The organism is Clostridium sp. C8, from assembly GCF_001010885.1.
Classification (GTDB): domain Bacteria; phylum Bacillota; class Clostridia; order Clostridiales; family Clostridiaceae; genus Clostridium; species Clostridium sartagoforme.
On sequence record NZ_LBMX01000082.1, the window covers coordinates 160,171 to 178,024 of the forward strand.

General features: G+C 29.7%; 17 protein-coding genes. 3 read left to right on the forward strand and 14 right to left on the reverse strand.

Annotation, left to right across the window (positions count from 1 at the left end):
* Positions 1-34 precede the first annotated feature (34 nt).
* The 11 genes from cutD to AAT22_RS18835 form a co-directional block, all read right to left on the reverse strand.
* Positions 35-988: a choline TMA-lyase-activating enzyme gene (gene cutD / locus AAT22_RS12260; protein WP_016207591.1), complete on the reverse strand. Its 954-nt coding sequence runs from the start codon at positions 986-988 to the stop codon at positions 35-37.
* A 54-nt stretch (positions 989-1,042) separates the two neighbouring features.
* Positions 1,043-3,583: a choline trimethylamine-lyase gene (cutC, locus tag AAT22_RS12265; RefSeq protein WP_016207590.1), complete on the reverse strand. Its 2,541-nt coding sequence runs from the start codon at positions 3,581-3,583 to the stop codon at positions 1,043-1,045.
* 49 nt (positions 3,584-3,632) lie between these two features.
* On the reverse strand, positions 3,633-5,123 hold the full coding sequence (locus tag AAT22_RS12270) for an aldehyde dehydrogenase family protein (RefSeq protein ID WP_047001427.1): 1,491 nt from the start codon (positions 5,121-5,123) through the stop codon (positions 3,633-3,635).
* Positions 5,124-5,185: 62 nt separating this feature from the next.
* A complete protein-coding gene (locus AAT22_RS12275; RefSeq protein WP_016207588.1) occupies positions 5,186-5,491 on the reverse strand; it encodes a BMC domain-containing protein in 306 nt (101 codons plus the stop codon).
* A gap of 25 nt (positions 5,492-5,516) precedes the next feature.
* Positions 5,517-5,813, reverse strand: a complete 297-nt coding sequence (locus AAT22_RS12280; protein WP_016207587.1) for a BMC domain-containing protein — start codon at positions 5,811-5,813, stop codon at positions 5,517-5,519.
* 84 nt (positions 5,814-5,897) lie between these two features.
* Positions 5,898-6,164 (reverse strand): hypothetical protein, encoded by a 267-nt coding sequence (locus AAT22_RS12285; protein ID WP_016207586.1) that lies wholly within the window; start codon positions 6,162-6,164, stop codon positions 5,898-5,900.
* On the reverse strand, positions 6,151-7,278 hold the full coding sequence (locus AAT22_RS12290) for a membrane protein (protein WP_047001428.1): 1,128 nt from the start codon (positions 7,276-7,278) through the stop codon (positions 6,151-6,153). The genes AAT22_RS12285 and AAT22_RS12290 overlap by 14 nt, the downstream gene beginning before the upstream one ends.
* Positions 7,279-7,794: 516 nt before the next feature.
* Entirely contained in the window at positions 7,795-8,631 is an 837-nt protein-coding gene (locus AAT22_RS12295) for a GyrI-like domain-containing protein (RefSeq protein ID WP_047001429.1), read from the reverse strand.
* A gap of 163 nt (positions 8,632-8,794) precedes the next feature.
* On the reverse strand, positions 8,795-9,943 hold the full coding sequence (locus tag AAT22_RS12300; protein WP_047001430.1) for a 1-propanol dehydrogenase PduQ: 1,149 nt from the start codon (positions 9,941-9,943) through the stop codon (positions 8,795-8,797).
* A 189-nt stretch (positions 9,944-10,132) separates the two neighbouring features.
* Entirely contained in the window at positions 10,133-11,002 is an 870-nt protein-coding gene (locus AAT22_RS12305; RefSeq protein WP_047001431.1) for an AraC family transcriptional regulator, read from the reverse strand.
* Between the two features lie 288 nt (positions 11,003-11,290).
* The gene (locus tag AAT22_RS18835) at positions 11,291-12,262 is read right to left on the reverse strand and encodes a DUF2087 domain-containing protein (RefSeq protein WP_084820765.1); all 972 of its coding nucleotides are present in this window, start codon (positions 12,260-12,262) and stop codon (positions 11,291-11,293) included.
* A 229-nt stretch (positions 12,263-12,491) separates the two neighbouring features.
* Between AAT22_RS18835 and AAT22_RS12315 the strand changes: the two genes are divergently transcribed.
* The gene (locus tag AAT22_RS12315) at positions 12,492-13,343 is read left to right on the forward strand and encodes a Cof-type HAD-IIB family hydrolase (protein ID WP_047001432.1); all 852 of its coding nucleotides are present in this window, start codon (positions 12,492-12,494) and stop codon (positions 13,341-13,343) included.
* A gap of 177 nt (positions 13,344-13,520) precedes the next feature.
* On the opposite strand, the gene AAT22_RS12320 is transcribed toward AAT22_RS12315, so the two are convergent.
* The 3 genes from AAT22_RS12320 to AAT22_RS12330 are packed head-to-tail and all read right to left on the reverse strand — an operon-like array spanning position 13,521 to position 16,168.
* Positions 13,521-14,162, reverse strand: coding sequence for a hypothetical protein (locus AAT22_RS12320; protein WP_047001433.1), 642 nt, complete (start codon positions 14,160-14,162; stop codon positions 13,521-13,523).
* A 26-nt stretch (positions 14,163-14,188) separates the two neighbouring features.
* Entirely contained in the window at positions 14,189-14,854 is a 666-nt protein-coding gene (locus tag AAT22_RS12325; RefSeq protein WP_016207577.1) for a hypothetical protein, read from the reverse strand.
* Positions 14,855-14,872: 18 nt separating this feature from the next.
* Positions 14,873-16,168 carry an SPFH domain-containing protein gene (locus AAT22_RS12330; protein WP_016207576.1) on the reverse strand — a complete coding sequence of 432 codons (1,296 nt, stop codon included), beginning with the start codon at positions 16,166-16,168 and terminating at the stop codon, positions 14,873-14,875.
* A gap of 218 nt (positions 16,169-16,386) precedes the next feature.
* On the opposite strand from AAT22_RS12330, the gene AAT22_RS12335 reads away from it, so the two are divergent.
* Entirely contained in the window at positions 16,387-16,872 is a 486-nt protein-coding gene (locus AAT22_RS12335) for a C-GCAxxG-C-C family protein (RefSeq protein WP_016207575.1), read from the forward strand.
* Positions 16,873-16,883: 11 nt separating this feature from the next.
* A complete protein-coding gene (locus tag AAT22_RS12340) occupies positions 16,884-17,813 on the forward strand; it encodes a TDT family transporter (RefSeq protein ID WP_172655020.1) in 930 nt (309 codons plus the stop codon).
* Positions 17,814-17,854: the final 41 nt, after the last annotated feature.

Below are 17,854 nucleotides of genomic sequence, written 5' to 3' on the forward strand. Positions count from 1 at the left end.
CCTTACCTTCCATTTTATTATTTATTTGAAATTTTTAATGGCGAATCACTTTAACAGATAAATCATATTTTTTAATCCAGCTTTCAATTTTATTTAAATCTTCATTACTTAAGCTTGGATCTCCTTCAATTGGATATTCAATTCCTAATTGCTTGTATTTATTTACCCCCATTTTATGATATGGAAGTAAATCAATTCCTTTAAAATTTTTATAATCCTTAAAAGGCATTAAAAACTTTATAATATCTTCAATATCTTCTTTGTGATCATTTACTCCCTTTAATAAAGGCATTCTAATTTTAACTTTATATTTACGGCGAAGAAGTTCCTTTAAATTTTCTAATATTTGTTCATTTCTAACTCCAGTTAGCTCAAAGTGTTTATCAGAATTAATATGCTTTATATCAAAGAGAAATAAATCTGTAAACTCAGCAACTTTTAATACTGATTCTAGCTTGGCATATCCACAAGTTTCAATTGCGGTATTTATTCCTTCTTGTTTACATGCCATAAGTAAACTACTTGCTGCTTCTGGTTGCATTAAAACTTCACCACCACCTAAAGTGACTCCTCCACCTGAAGCTTCATAAAAAGCTCTGTCTTCCTCAACAATTTCTACAAGTTCAGAAATTGTTTTTACTTCACCAACTATAGATAATGCTGAGTTCAAACAAGCATCAACGCATTTTCTGCATCCAATACACTCTATATTACGATTTACCTCATGCTTTAAGCTTTCATTGGAAATAGTATGTATTCCAACAGGACAAACAGAAACACAAGCGCCACAATTTACACATGAATTGCTTTTAAACATAACTCTATATTTTTTAATCATTCCTTCAGGATTAGCACACCATTTACAACGAAGTGGGCATCCTTGAAAGAATATAAGAGTTCTTACTCCTGGTCCGTCGTACATATTGTATTTTTGTACATTGAAAATTGTTGCTTTTCGTTCGATTACTCCTAAGTTCTTATTTCCCATACTATTCAATCTCCAGTCTTTTTTATTGTCTTAAGCTTCAAAAATCTATATATTTTAGAAGTGTGTAAGCATTGTTCTACTAATTATTTCATCTTGAACATCTTTACATAGTTCAACGAAGAATGCACTATATCCGGCCACACGAACAATTAAATCACGATATTGTTCTGGATGCTTTTGTGCCTCAATTAGCGTATTATTATCTAAATAGTTAAATTGAACTTCTCCAATTCCAAGAGTGCAAGCACTACGTAATAAAGTTATGATTCCATCTTCACCTTCTTTAGTATCAAGAAGTCCAGCTATAAGCTTAAAGTTATGAACCATACCAATATTCATATTGTCACAAGCCATTTTAGACACAGATTTTATTATTGCTGTAGGCCCTTTATAATCTGATCCTTGTGATGGACTTATTCCATCTGATAATGGCATCCATGCTCTACGCCCATTTGCTGTAGCTCCAGTTAATTGTCCAAATGGAGTATTATTTGAAATTGATAAAGTTCCATGACTTAATACAGAATACAATGTCTTGTACTTACGATGCTCCATTTCGGTAAAGTTGATTAAATCGGCAGCTATATAATCTGCATAATCATCATCATTACCGTACTTAGGTGCTTCTAAACAATCTTTCCTAATCTTTTCATATCCAATAAAATCAGCCTTTAGAGCTTCATTTAATTCTCTTAATGTATATTTTTTTTCTTCAAATACTAATTTTTTAATAGCAGCCATTGAGTCAGTATAAGTGGCAAGTCCACTCCAAACTACCCCTGGGCCAAAGTTATACATTGCTCCTCCAGCTTCAACACCTCTACCCTTTTCCATACATCCCTCATACATTATTGACATTAAAGGTTTTGGTGCTAGATCTTTATGCACTCTTTGTGAAATTACAGTTGCAACACTGCTCCATTTAGTTATATATTTTATTTGCTCCTTAACTGCATTCTCAAATTCTTCATAGGTTTTAAAATTATCTATGTTACCCATATCTGGACACACTTGTTTTTTATACCAAAGTGGTACTCCATTATTAAGAACAAGTTCAATACATATTGGCCATTGTGTATATGCTGTAGATGTCCATTGATATAATCTACCTGACTTTTGTGGTTCAACACATCCCATTAAACAATAATCTCTTGCGTCTTCAATACTAACCCCTTTTGCTAACATCATTTTTATATGAACGTCATCAAAATGACATGCTGGGAATCCCATTCCTGCACGAACTACATCAACTATCTTCTTAAGATATTTATGAGGAGATTTATTGTGAATACGGCATGCTAATGATGGTTGATAAATCTTAACATGACGAACAGCATCCATAAGTAAGTAAGTTAATTCGTTAGTAGCATCACGTCCATCTCTTGTAACTCCACCAACACACATATTTACAAATGGTTGATATCCAGCAAAGAATTTAGAACCTCCTTCACTTGTAATCCACATCATTTCAGACATTTTAATAAGCATACAACCTGCTAATTCAAATGCTTGGAAATCATTCATTCTTCCTGATTCAATATCACCTTTATAGAATTCATACATGTATTGGTCAACACGACCTATAGACATACCTGTTTGATTTTCTTCAACTACTAATAAAGATTCTATTGTCCAAACTGCTTGTATCGCTTCCCAAAATGTATTTGGTCTATGAGCAGGAACTCTTGCGTTAATTTCAGATATTTTTTCTAATTCTGCTTTACGTTTAGGATTTGTTTCTTTAGCTGCTAATTCCTTAGCATATTCCGATAAACGTTTAGCATAAATCATTACGCCTTCTGTGGTATCAATAACTGCTTTATAAAAATAAATTTTTTCTATATCCTCAGGGTTTTCATAGCTAAGCTTTTCCAGATTATCTTTTGCATCTTGTTGAATATCTAGCATACCCTTCTTCATTAGAATTACATCATAGCCTGGGTTTGAATCTCCTCCACCATTAATAGCATGATAAGAGCAATCTGAAACAAATGATTCTCCTGAAAGTTCCCAAACACCTGCTTCACGATATTGATCTTCACAATATTCATCAACAGATTTACCTGCCCAATATGGGAATAATTCTTCTTTCATAATTTTCTTATCTTCATCAGATATATAAAATGGATCTTGAGCACGATTTCCTATAGTATCAATTTCATCAACCATCCATCTCCATGCTATATCTGGAGAAAATGCACCAGCACGAGGTGCTCCACAAGGTGCCCCTACAATTAATTCATTATCTTGAATTACTAATGGTGCCGTTTCACAACAATACTTAAAACATTTAGCACGTAATAAAATCTTAGGCATACCTGGATTTTCTTTAGCTATTTTGGTAATAGCTCTTGCACGATGTGTTGTTATTGTTGGCACTTGTTTTAAATAATTTTCTTTTAATTTTACTAGACGCTCTGTAATTCCATCAGGAATTTTATCGCCTTCATCGCTTACTACTGTACTTGTAGCTGGTTCTTCTTTTATTATTTCTTTTGATATATTCTCAAACATCTTCATTAAAGAGGCTCTTTCTTCAGAAGACATATGTTGAGTAGCTTCCATAAATTTAGTTGAAAATTCACGAATATCCAAATCCTTACCTCTCATTTCTTATAAATTTTTCAAATTAATGACTTGATTTTTATTTAATATTTTCTAAAATTCTTTTTAAAACATTTTCAAGAAAATCTATATTTTCCAAATCATAATCCTTATTTTTCTCTGATACCTTAGATAGAGATACATTTTCTACTAATTGTAAATTAGATATTTCATTAATTTTACGTATTCCATACCCAACCTTTCTGATATAGATCAAATTCATTGGTGAAACATTATCAGATGTCATTCCATGACCAGCTGAACCACTTCCTAGTGTCATTGATGGAAATAAATTAGTAGTTGCACCCATGCTTCCTAAAGCTCCAGGAGTATTTACTAATACTCTTCCTACTGGTTTTTTTAGTGCAAATTGACGGATAACTTCTTCATCTTTTGAATGAATAATCAAAGTATGTCCATGTCTTTCACTTAATAATAATTCAATACATTTTTCACATGCATGCATCCAATCATCTTCAATGTAATATGCTAATACTGGGCAAAGCTTTTCTCTAGAGTATGGATTACTCTTAGAAACATATTTTTGTTTTGAAATAAGAACCTTTATGTCTTTAGCTACACTAAATCCTGCTCTTTTTGCTAATTCTTGTACTGATTTACCAACCACGTCTGAATTAACACTTCCATCATTATTGAAAAAGATTAAGCCAAGCATATTTGATTCTTCTTCAGTCATAAAATATGCTCCACTTTTTTCTAATTCTTTTCTTACTTCAAACTCTATGCAGCTATCCACAACAATTGACTGTTCAGCAGCCGAAACAACTCCATTATCAAAGGTTTTGCTATCTATTATATCTTTAACAGCTTGTTTTATATCTGCTGTACGCTCTATAAATGCTGGGCCGTTGCCAGTTCCTCCATATATCACTGGTTTTCCAGATTTATATGATTCTTTTAGTAAACTTGGTACTCCAGTATTTATTATTAATGAACTATCTTTATGATTCATAAGCTCTAATGTGCCATTATTTGTAACATTATGAAGGTAAGTAAGCGCTCCTTCTGGTAGTCCATAACCTTCTGCTGCACGAATCAAAATATCTAAAGTTCTTGAAATAGTATTTTTAGCCCTTGGATGAGGTGAAAATATAATTGCATTTCCTGATTTTATTGCAATCAAAGCTTTATATATAGTTGTTGAAACTGGACTAGTTGATGGACAAAAAGCAATTATTACTCCCATTGGTACACCTACATCCATAGTCTTATTTTCTTTATCTTCATTGATTATCCCAACACACTTTATATCTTTTAACCTGTGACATAAATACTTGCAAACAAATTGATTTTTTATACATTTATCTTCCATTTTGCCGTACTCTGTTTCATCACAAGACATGATAGCTAGTTCGCATATATGCTTTTCTATTTCTTCAGTCATCCTTTCAACTATTTCATCAAGTTTTTCTTGAGAAAAAGTTGCTAATTTTTTTTGAGCTTCACGAGCATTTTCAGCAAGAATTCTCGCCTCTTGTATGGAGAGTAAATCGTTATCTATTATGTTCATTTCTTTCTCTCCTTTTCTTAAAAATAATTGTAATATACTCTTTTTTAAACTTAACTTTTTATTTAAGGCATTAAATTAGTAATTTTATATCTTTCAATGATTTTTTCTAAATCTTGATGTGGTCTTGCAATAACAACTGAACTATAAAGATTTCCACCTTCCATACTTTCAACTGCCTTTACTCCAGCCTCAACAGCTGTCTTGCAAGCTCCTACATCTCCACGAACTAATACCGATATATATCCTGATGCAACATTTTCATATCCTATAAGTTCAACATCCGCTGCTTTACACATAGCATCTGCTGCTTCTAAGACAAATACTAAGCCAAAAGTTTCAATTAATCCTAAAGCTTCATATCTTGCCATTTACACACCTTTCCTTCCATTAAAATTAAGAATCTATGTCATGTACTGAAACAATATCTCCAACTTCTCTAATAGGTCTTGGCATAACATTTTTAGCGGTTAACTTTCCAATTGCTGCAGCTGCTTCTGCACCAGCCTCCACTGCTGATCTAACTGCAGCAACATCGCCTTTTACCATAATCGTTACCAAAGTTGATCCAACATTTTCATACGATATCAGTTCAACATTTGCAGCTTTTAGCATTTTATCAGCTGCTTCAAGTGCAGGAACTAATCCTATTGTTTCTACAAGTCCTAAAGCTTCTTCACCATAATATCTCATTTATAATTACCTCCTCTCACATTTAGAAAGTTTTTATTATACTTTGCCTTAATTAAAAAATTTCTAAATTTTTTAATTAACTTTTTAATCTTTAATATACCTGTTTATTGTTGCTGCACCATCTTCATGTGCATGATAATAAACTCTTAATTCACCATTTTTATCCATGTCAAATCTTGTTTCTTCAAGGAGTCCATTTGCTTCAGCTGTCATTAAAGCTGTAATTACATCCTTCTTATTAAGAGCTTTGAATTTACCGTACTGACCTTTTAATTCATTAATCACATCATCAGCACAAGCTTCTTCAACATTAGTAAAATACTTTAATATAGCATAATTAAGTGGTTTCATAATTATCTACCTCCTTATCATGATCTTTATTCTTCTTTTTGAATAAATCAAGTGGATTCATAGCAATAACTAGAATACCAAAAATCATAAGAACAGCTGCTATCCAAACTATTGGAAGCAATGCCCATCCATCCATTCCTGCAAATACTCCAAGAACAATCCAACAACAGAAAGGTCCCCAAAACGAATAAGTACCATTACATGCCATTCCAAGAGCAGCACCACACATACTGTTGCCGTTATACCAACACATGTATGAAACAAATGCACAAAGTCCACTTAAAGCAAACCAAATCATAGCAGAACCACTAGTGAATGCTTGAGTAACTAAATTAATTGAAAAACCAACACCATCTCCAAATATCATACCGAAGATAGGAACTAAAATTATTAGATTTGATAAACCTGAAGTTGCTTGACGTATTGTAATTCCAATTTCTGAATCAATCATTGATGTACCATATCCAGCAACACATCCTTCAAATCCCCATCCAAGAGCAGCTATAAAAGCAATACACAATCCAAGAAACATTCCTTCTGGAGCATCTCCCGAAAGGCTAGTACTTCCAATAAGGAAACTTGATGCAACACAGATTACAATACCTGCCATCATTCTTTTGTTCAATTCTTGTTTAAATAATATCCTGCCTAAAATAGCGCCAATAGCTGGGCAAAGTGCCGTAATTGGAATAACTATTGATCCAGCCATTTGAAGTCCAACAACATAAGCAGTACTTGAAATTGGTCCTCCAATCAATGCTGCTAAAATCATTACTCCACCTGGAGTTGTTCTAATACATCTAAAGAAATCACCAATTTTCCCCTTTATAGTTGCATAAGCAATCGCCCATACAGCACTACATGTATCATTTACTGCACTACCAAGGGCCCCTAACAAGTATGTAATTACAAGCACTGATAATCCTGTGTTGTTATCACCATACCAATCTGCCCAAACACCTTTCTTCATTCCAAGTGTCATAAATGCTGAATAAAATCCATACATAAGCCCTGAGAATAGTGCAATAGATATACCTTTTTTAAGAAAATTAGATGATAATTTCTTTTTAGCAGCAATTGCAGACGAATTAGCCACTCCTGACATTTCACTCATAAATAAAACTCCCTCCATTTAAACGTTATCACGTTTCGTTTTATATTATCATTAAATAAAGATTTATAATGATCATTTCAAGGGTTCTACAAATATAAAATATACTTATATAACCTGTTTAAATTTATGATTGATATAATTTTATCTATGGTTATTTAATATGTCTTGATTTAAAAATAGCTTTTTATCTTATGTTTTGTAGGTATTTTTTATTCTTGATTAAATTATATTCTGTTCCCCTTAGGGGAAAGTCAATATGAAATTATGCATATTTATATATAAATTTTAAGGCTCATATTTTTCGTATTAGCTTTTCATTTAATTAATTCTAAAACTTGGTAAATCCAAAGGTTTTATCTACTAATATTTGTTATTTTACTACATAAAATTTTATTCATATAATAACTTCAAATATAAAAAAAGCATTTTAAAAGATAAATCTATAACTATTTATCTCTTAAAATGCCTATTTTTAATATTTATACATTCCCCCTTAGGGTAACGTTTTCATTTTGTTCACTTTTTATATTTGCTAATTTTAACCATTACTTCTGTTACAAATTTATCTGCATTTTTAGTTGTCCAATAATCAGTAACATATCTTTCATATGAGCTTTCTTCATAAGTGTATTTATTTTTATCCGCCCAATTACTTATTTTTTTATATGTTTCATTTATAGTTTCATGTGATCCTATATGATAACAAGATGCTACCATACATCCACCATATTCAATAGTTTCACATTCTTTACATTTTAATATAGTCTCTTGCATAATTTTCATCTTATTACACTTTCCATTCATCTTGTCTTTAAAAGAAGGAAATTTTATTATTACAGGACCTGTTATAGCATTACTTTTACTTTCTATGTAGTTGGTAAACTCTATATTAATAATAGAATCCATATAATCATACTTAAAATCTTGATCTAAGTATATCATTCTACAACTATCTATATATTTTATTGATACTTCATTAATTTCATTTTCTATAACCGTCTGTGCTTCCATTATAAGGTCATACCAATCCTTTATAGATTTAAGTTTTAAACCTATTTCACTTTCTTCTGCCTTTAACTCATCTATCTTATTTCTAAAGCTTTTTTCAAAAACTGAATAAGATGTTCCTTCAAGAAATGCTTTCATTTCTTCAAGCTTAAACCCACTTTGTTTATAGTATTTTATCATTGGTACTGATAATAAAGTCTTTTTACTATAATATCTATACCCACTTTCATCAGATACCTTATCAGGAGATAATATCCCCATTTTATCATAATATCTTAGAGCTTTTTTGGATAAATTACATAATTCCTCTACCTTCCCTATCGAATACAAGTCACTTTCTCTCATAAAACAACCTCCCATATTTTCTCCCCAAAATCTTAGCTGTAATGAAATTCAGTAATATATTATTTGTTTATAGTTTACTTAAATTTATATTTATTTTCAATATCTACCATTAAAAATTAGATAAATAAAAGAGAAAACCACCCAAAAATGAGTGGTTTTTAAATTACTTAATTCCTGTAAATCTATCTAGAATCTTTAATAAATCTTTATTTGTTACTTCTCTAGGATTTGTTGCAGTACAAATATCCTTCATAGCTGCGTTTATTATTTCTTCCTTTACTTCACATAATAAACCTAAATCTGAGCCTTGATCTTTTAGTGTTAAAGGAATCATTAACTTCTTTTGAAGTTCAATAATACACTTAATTAAATTATTAACTCCTATATTCACTGTAGAGGCATGTAAATTCAACACTTTTGCTAATCTTTGATATTTTCTAGCAGCTATATCATACTCACTATTATAGTTGTCTATTTTTAAATTAGCATTATATTCTATAACATGAGGAAGTATTATTGCATTAATTCTTCCATGAGATATATGCAACTTTCCACCTACTGCATGAGCTAAACTATGAGTAATTCCAAGTCCAGCTGAATTAAATGCCATCCCTGCTAAACAAGATGCATTATGAATTTTTTCTCTTGCTAATAAATTATTTCCATTATCAAAAGCTTCTGGCAAAAATTTAAAGGCTAAAGAAATAGCTTTTTCTGCTAATGCATCTGAAAAATCATTTGCATCTTTAGAAACATAAGCTTCTATTGCATGTGTAATTACATCCATACCAGTATCTGCTGTAATAGACTTAGGTACAGATGTTACAAGTGATGGATCAAGTATTGCTACCATAGGAAGAAGTGATTTATCTGACAAAGCATATTTTAACCCTTCGCTTTTATCAGTTATTACTGCATATTGAGTAGCCTCAGAACCTGTCCCACTTGTAGTTGGTATAGCAAAACATTCTTCTATTTCAAAATCAGCTCCTAAAAGCTGCTTTGAATATTCTCTTATTGCCTTAGCTGCATCAATTGAAGAACCACCACCAAGAGCTATTATAGTTCTTGCACCACAATTTTTTAATGTTTGAATTCCTGATGCAATAATTTCAACTGAAGGATCTGGAACTATATCACTAAATATAGTAACATCACAATTAACTAGTTTCTCTTGAATTTTAGAAGCCATACCTGACGATTCTATAAATTTATCACATACAATCATCACTTTTTCATCTTTTATTTTACTTAACCTATTTAAAGAACCTTCTCCAAAATAAATATTGGTGCTAACACTAAATTCTTTCATATAAATTTCTCCCTAATTTAAAGTTTGTGAAATATGAATAATTTAGCTATTCTTTAAAATCAAAACAATAATTAACCTACAAATTAATTATATCAATCAAAATAAATCTTTATTTGTTAATTATACTACAATCATTTTCATATAGCAAATACTTATATAAATTTACTACAAGTCAATATCCCTTTAAAATTATTTTTTTACAACAGCAATCCAAACTTCTTGTTGATTTTCTTGCATATAACATTCAATAACTGGAAGATTATCTAGTTCATACCCTGAGTTTGGAAGCCATTCGCTATAGAATTGTTTATAGACATTTTGTATTACTCCTGGTAATTCTCCATTTGCTTCAAAAACTGCCCATGTTGCTGCTGGATACGTAAATTCCTTCATCCCTTCAATTACTGGAACATATTCGCATTTTGCCGTATCAACGTAATTTGTTACAGCTATAATATACTCCATATCTTCAGATTCTCCCCATTCTCCTCCTTGTGCGATCCCCAAGAATCCTGATGGTCTATAGTTAGGAAAGTTGTCTAAAAGATTTTGCATAGTCCCATCCTTCCAAACATCTTCCCATAACTTTGGAATTACTTCAAAAGCCTTTTCAGTTTTTAACTTTTGTGATATTCCCATTACTTTAAATTCAGGCCATTGTTCAATTTTATAATTCATATGATTTTCTCCTTTTATTGTAATTTGAAATGAGATTTTAGGACAAGATCTTAACTGTACCGTTTCATTTCTAACCTTTGATGGTAATACCCCATGAAAGTTTTTAAAAGCTCTTGTAAATGCATCTTGAGATTCGTATCCATATTTTAAAGAAATGTCAATTATTCTTTCATTATTATTTAACAACTCAAAAGCTGCCATAGTTAAGCGTCTATTTCTTATATATTCAGATAAGGGCTTATCAGCTATATATGAAAACATTCTTTGAAAATTATAAACAGAACATCCAGCAATTTTTGAAATAACTTCATAAGATATTTCCCCTGTAAGATTTTCTTCTATATAGTTTATTGACTCATTTAATTTATTTATCCAATCCATTTCCTCACCTCTCATTAAATAATATCTTTTTTATAGTAATACTACTCGACTTTTCATGCCGCATTTTGCAGACTATATTATTTGGGAAAGCAAAATAATTAATATATATAATATCATAAATTTGGAAAAACCATCTATTTACTATAGAAGAAATATATGATTCTATAAAAATATCCTTAGCTATTTGTTAGTTGTAGCTAAGGATATTTTATATTAGTTGTAAATCATAATCAGTATAAAACAAAATATGATATCTTATATTTTCTTATTACGTTGCTATTAATTATTTTACTTATTATATAATTTTAAATTATCCCCTTGATTATCAATCCAAAGATTTAAAAGTTCTTTTAAATCATCAAGTGTTTCTTTGTCTGTAGAATTTTCTTTTTTCTTAAGTTTTTCTACAATTATAAACTCAAATACATTTTCTCCATACTTATCCCAATCTTCTTGAAAATTCTTAATTCTTATTTTTCCTAAGTTCAATTTAAACTTTATTGATTCAAATGGTTTATATAAATTTTGGCATATATCTACAAATGAAAATCCATTAATTGTATTGTATACTTGAATTATTCCCATCTCAACTTCTTGCTGCTTATAATTATTTATAAGCTCTTTTCTTTTCACATTTTCCATAGTACTTTCCACCTCAACTCTATAATATTTTTCCCCATACTTATCTCTCTTTAAATAGCCATAATCTACTAAATACCTTCTTATTAATGCATCATCATCATAGATTTTTTTAATTATTTTTTTAACTTCTTCTTCTGTATAAAATCTATTTGGCTCAAACAAATTAGCAAATCTAGGTAATAATGCTTTTCTTTTTTCTTCTTTAACTGGAAAATATCTAATCTTATGATTTACTGACTTAGAGGAATTTTCATCAATTAATTCCATAATAGCTAAAAAAGCTCTTGCCTGCCTTGCTCTTTCCCTTAATGCAAATCTAATATTTCTTACTGTAGATTCTGAACAAGAAAGATTGTTTGCTATTTCTTTATCACTACATTTACTAGATAACATATCAAGTAACTCTTTTTGAATTTCAGTCAAACCAGTATATTTCTTATCTAACAATAGTAATCTTTCTATAGAAGTCCCATGAATTGACATGTGATTATTTATACTAATATTATTTTTACCAATATTCTTTTGACATATTAAGCATATAAATTCACCTTTCTCATTATTCCATATATATCCACGCTTAAAATCTTCTATTGTTGCATTACGAATAAGTTCTTTCATTTTTCCCTCTCATCTATCAATTTTATAGACATAATAACATTTATTTGTGTATAAGTCAAATATTTAACTCATTAACTCTCTAATTTATATTCTTTAACAAGAATTAATAATTTTATTATTTTAAACTATATTACTTTTTAATATAAATTACTCATTATTTAATTAATGAATTCACTTATAGGCTTAATGCTAGTATAATTAAATAAAAAGAACTATGGAGGAAATATAAATGAGTGATATAAAAGTAATTATTTTGGATGTAGATGGTACATTAACTAATAGTAAAAAAGTAGTAACTAAAAAAACTAAAGATGCTTTAATTAAAGCACAGGAAAAAGGAGCCATACTAGTTTTGGCTTCAGGAAGACCTACATCTGGATTAATGGATTTAGCTAAAGAATTAAAAATGAATGAAAACAATGGTCTTTTAGTTGCCTTTAACGGTTCTAAGGTTGTTGACTGTGAAAATAATAAAGTTTTCTTTAATGAAACTATGAGCATCGAAGAGGGACAAGCTGTTCTAGAGCATATGAAAAATTTTAACGTTAAGCCTATGATAGATAAAGATGACTATATGTATGTCAACAATGTTTTTGACAATGAAATAAATTATAAAGGAGTACCTTTTAATATAATTCAATATGAAGCTCGTGGTGGCAAATTCAAACTGTGTGAAAAAGATGATTTAGCAGCTTTTGCTGATTATCCATTAAATAAGATTTTAACTGCTGGAGAACCTGAGTATTTAAAAGCTCACTACAAAGAAATGATGGAACCATTTAAAGATACTTTAAATTGTATGTTTACAGCAGATTTCTATTTTGAATTTACTGCCAAAGGAATTGATAAAGCTAAAGCCTTAGATTCTGTGTTAATTCCTATGGGCTATAAAAAAGAAGAAATGATTGCTTTTGGAGATGGTCATAATGATGCTTCTATGGTTAAATATGCTGGTATTGGTGTAGCTATGGCTAATGCAGTAGATGATTTGAAAGCTATAGCTAATGAAGTTACTTTGTCTAATGAAGAAGATGGTATTGCATATACCCTAAGTAAATATATTAAAGGTATAGATATTTAAAAACTATACCTAACTTCTTATGCATCTTACAAAAATATTTATTTTTCAGAAAAGTTAATTTTCAAATTTATATTTATAAGAATATCTATTTATATATTTCATATAAAAATCTCAGATAATTAGTATTTATCTGAGATTTTCGTATCATTCTATTTATTTAATTTATATTTGCAAATATTATAGTAGTGATCCACAATATTCACATTCTGCTCCACTAGAAGTTACCTTGTTTTGAGCTCCGCAACATTTACATGTTATAACTTTCACTTCATCTTGTGGTACACTATTATTAAATGTAGTCTCATTAATATTTTCCTTACTTGTCTTTGGTAAAACTATTTCGTTAGTACTATCATTTATATAAGCACCTTGGAAATATCCATTATTAATCATATCCTTCAAGTCTTTTTTTACAATATTTATAGGTAAGGACATAGCACTTGCAATATTATCTAAAATATATTCATTTCCATTTATAATTATAGAAATATACTTCTTATATTTTTCTGCATTACTTGATAGCTTCTTAGCAAACATAAATAATGTTACTCCTGCAATAAGGAAGAATAAAATCATTCCCACATCTTGCCCTGTGAATCCTTGACCTAAACAAGCTATTATTCCTATTCCCGCCATAAAGAAGCATAAATATGATCCATACCTTACAAGTCTACCAATAGTAAATCCAGCTTTTTTATCAATTCTAACCCTTTTATATACTAAGAATATTGCTAATGGCCAAAATACTATAATAGATATTATAATTACAGGCCAAGAATATAATGGATTTATTTTCTTATTATCATCATTATTATTCATTTATTTCCCCTCCATACATTAAAAAATTATATTGATCCCTTTTTCATACTCTTTACCTTTATATTTCTTTCTTTTATAAGAAAAGAAATTTCTTTTAAGTACTCTGGTAATTTTTCTTTATTTTCTGATATACCTTCTATCTTTTGCAGTAATGATCCTTCCATATCACATTCTGATGAAATATCACTATATTTTATATTCTCATAAATTTTGTTTAATTCTTCTTTATGTTCACTGTACTCATTATTATTCATGTAAGATTGAATTCTACTTTCGCATTCAATCATTATTCCCTCTGCTGCTAAAGTCCTATTATTGCTTTCATTTACACGATCTGCAAAATTATTTAATATAATTAAAGCTATACCCGTAATTCCCATTAGCACTATATTTATTATTATATATAAAGTTAAAAATACCATTAAGATATTAACAAATACTAAAGCTAATACTATAGTAGAAAGAAGATATAAAGATAATGCTGTAATTACGCTACTTCTTAATACGTCTTTCTTAGTCTTTGCTGTTATAAGAAAAGTCACTACTTCAGCTAAAATTATGAAAAGTAATGATAACAGTACCATAGGAACCTTAATTATATTTCTACATCCAATAAAATAAATAAGGATTGTTACAAAAAATACAATTCCTCCACTTATAAGTATACTTTTTGACCATTTATCTTCACTCATTCTATATCCCCCCTTATATTATAGTTTGTTACCACATTCATGACAGAATTTTGGTTCTCCCTCTATTTCACTACCACATTTGCCACACTTCTTAACTAATGACATTCCACATTCTGAACAGAACTTAGAATTTTTATTAAAAATATCTACACCACAGCCTGGACACTTTCTAGGAAGTGGTTCATTACATATAGGACAAATTGTTGCACCTTCTGGCATATCTCCTTTACAATTTGGACATGGATTATATCTATCACCACACTCTGGACAAAACTTAGTATTTTCAGTTAATTTTGCTCCACAAGATGAACACTTTATTTCAGTATTCTTCCCTTCTACTTTTACAATAGTATCATATCCACATTCACCACAAAATTTCGTATCTTTACTTATTTCAGCATTGCATTTTGGACATTTCTTTGTTTCAGTTTTTGTGGAAATATTACTAGTAAGTCCACTAAATTGTGATCCTACAGCTCCACCTACTCCAACACCCATTCCAAGTCCCATTCCAACCCCCATAATATTACCTTGTATTGAATTTGGATTAGTTGCTGCGCCCTCTAAAGTGTCAAAGGACCTTTCTTGTTGATAGTTAAATCCTATTATATCCATTTCAGCTTTCTTAGATAAAGCATCCTTTAATCTAATTACTGCTTTATCATCTTCTGGTACATTTATATCATTAACATAGAATGATACTAATTTAATACCATAATCATTAAGAACATCTATCATCTTTTTTTGAAGTTCTTCAGATAATTCTTCTAAATAAGCATTTATCTCTAGAATACTTATTTGCTTTTTAACTAAATAAGTAGATATAGAATCCTTTACTTTAGTTAAATATAGACCTCTAAAGTAGTTAATCATACTTTTCTTATCAAAAACAGGCATTGTTCCAACTAGCTTTACTATGAACTTTTTAGAATCTTCTATTTGTATTCCAAATTGTCCAAAGGCTCTTACTGGAACAAATATGTTGTATTTTGGATCCTGTAATTGAATAGGTGAGGCTGTCCCCCACTTTACATCTAAATCATAAACTTTATTTACATACCAAACCTCAGCAGTAAAAGGAGACCTACCACCAAAAGGTAAATTGACTAATTTATTCAAAACTGGAATATTGGATGTATCTAGTGTATGTCTACCACTTCCAAATACATCTAATGCCTTTCCACCTTTAAATAAAATTGCCTCCTGTGACTCATTTACAATTAACTGAGTCCATGTTCCTAACTCTTCATTAGGATATTTCCATGCAAATAAGTCCGTTCCTCCGTTATACTTAACGACTTCAACAATAGCCATTATTACTCACCACTTCCCCATATTTCTTTTTTTTATAAAATATTACATTATAACAATTAAATTATATTAACTTGTAATTATTTAGTCAATAAAACTTTACCTTTTATAATTATTACATAGCTCATATTACTGAGTCTTATATCATTAAAATATAAATTTGTATTTAATTTCCTTCTAGTTTATAATAAAGATGATTATATATAATGGAGGTTTTTTGTATGAATTGGAAAAAAGAGGTAAGCGTAAAGAAAATATCTCAAGATGCTGAAGATTTGTTTAGAGGAGGTTTTTTTTGTTCTGAAGCACTAATAAGTTCAATACGTTCTAACTTTGAGTTAGATATACCTGAAGAAGTAATATCAATGGCATCAGGATTTCCTGTTGGTATAGGCCGTTCTAAATGTCTATGTGGCGCAGTTTCAGGTGGGGTAATGGCATTAGGACTATTCTTCGGACGTACTAAACAAGGGGATTCTAAGGTTGAAAAGAATTTAGAGGTTGCAAAAGAATTACATGACTGGTTTAAAGAAGCTAATGGTAAAAATGCTCTTTGTTGCCGTATATTAACTAAAGGCTTTGATATGTCATCTGGCGCTCATAAAGAGCAATGTATACATTTTACGGGCATGGTTGCTGGAAAAGTTGCTGAAATAATAGTAAGAGAATTAAATTTAATTAACACAGATAATTTAGTTACAGTATAGGAGTGTGCAATATGATAAAGAAAATACCACTTCCTATTTCAGGGGTAATGCTAGGTTTTGCTGCTTTAGGTAATTTACTTCAAAGCTACTCTGAATCTATACGTTTAGTATGCGGAATTATATCCTTAATTTTAGGATTACTATTGCTATGTAAAGTTGTAATGTATCCATCCATGATAAAAGAAGATATGAAAAATCCAATTACGGCCGGTGTATCTGCAACATTTCCAATGTCCATAATGCTTTTATCTACTTATATAAAACCATTTATAGGACAAAAGGCTATTTATATTTGGTACTTAGGAATACTTCTTCATTTATCTTTAATAATATATTTTTCAATAAAATTTATATTAAAGTTTAACATAAAAAAAGTTTTTACAACATATTTCATAGTTTATGTTGGACTAGCTGTTGCAAGTGTTTCTGCTCCAGCTTTTGAAAAAACAAATATAGGAACAGCAGCATTTTGGTTCGCATTTACATTGTGTATAATATTACTTGTAGTTGTAACCTATAGATATACTAAATATAAAGAAATTCCTAACCCAGCTAAACCATTATTTTGTATATATGCAGCTCCTGTAAACCTTTGCCTTGCTGGATATATTCAATCAGTGCAAACTAAGTCATTAATATTGATAAGTTTTTTGGCTATTTTAGCATTCATAACATATATTATGGTTCTATTTAAATTACCAAGTTATTTAAAAATGTCATTTTTTCCAAGTTATTCAGCATTCACCTTTCCTTTTGTTATAAGTGGAATTGCAACAAAAATGACTATGGCTTACTTAAGTAAAATAGGATATACTATAGTGTTTCTAAAATATGTTGTTTTATTACAAACAATAGTAGCAACTATATTAGTAATATATACATTATGCAGATTTATACTTTTTTTAATTCCAGAAAAAAATGAGCATTCAGTAACTCAATAGCACTTATAAATTTATAAAAATAGCAACTTCCAAAATGAAGC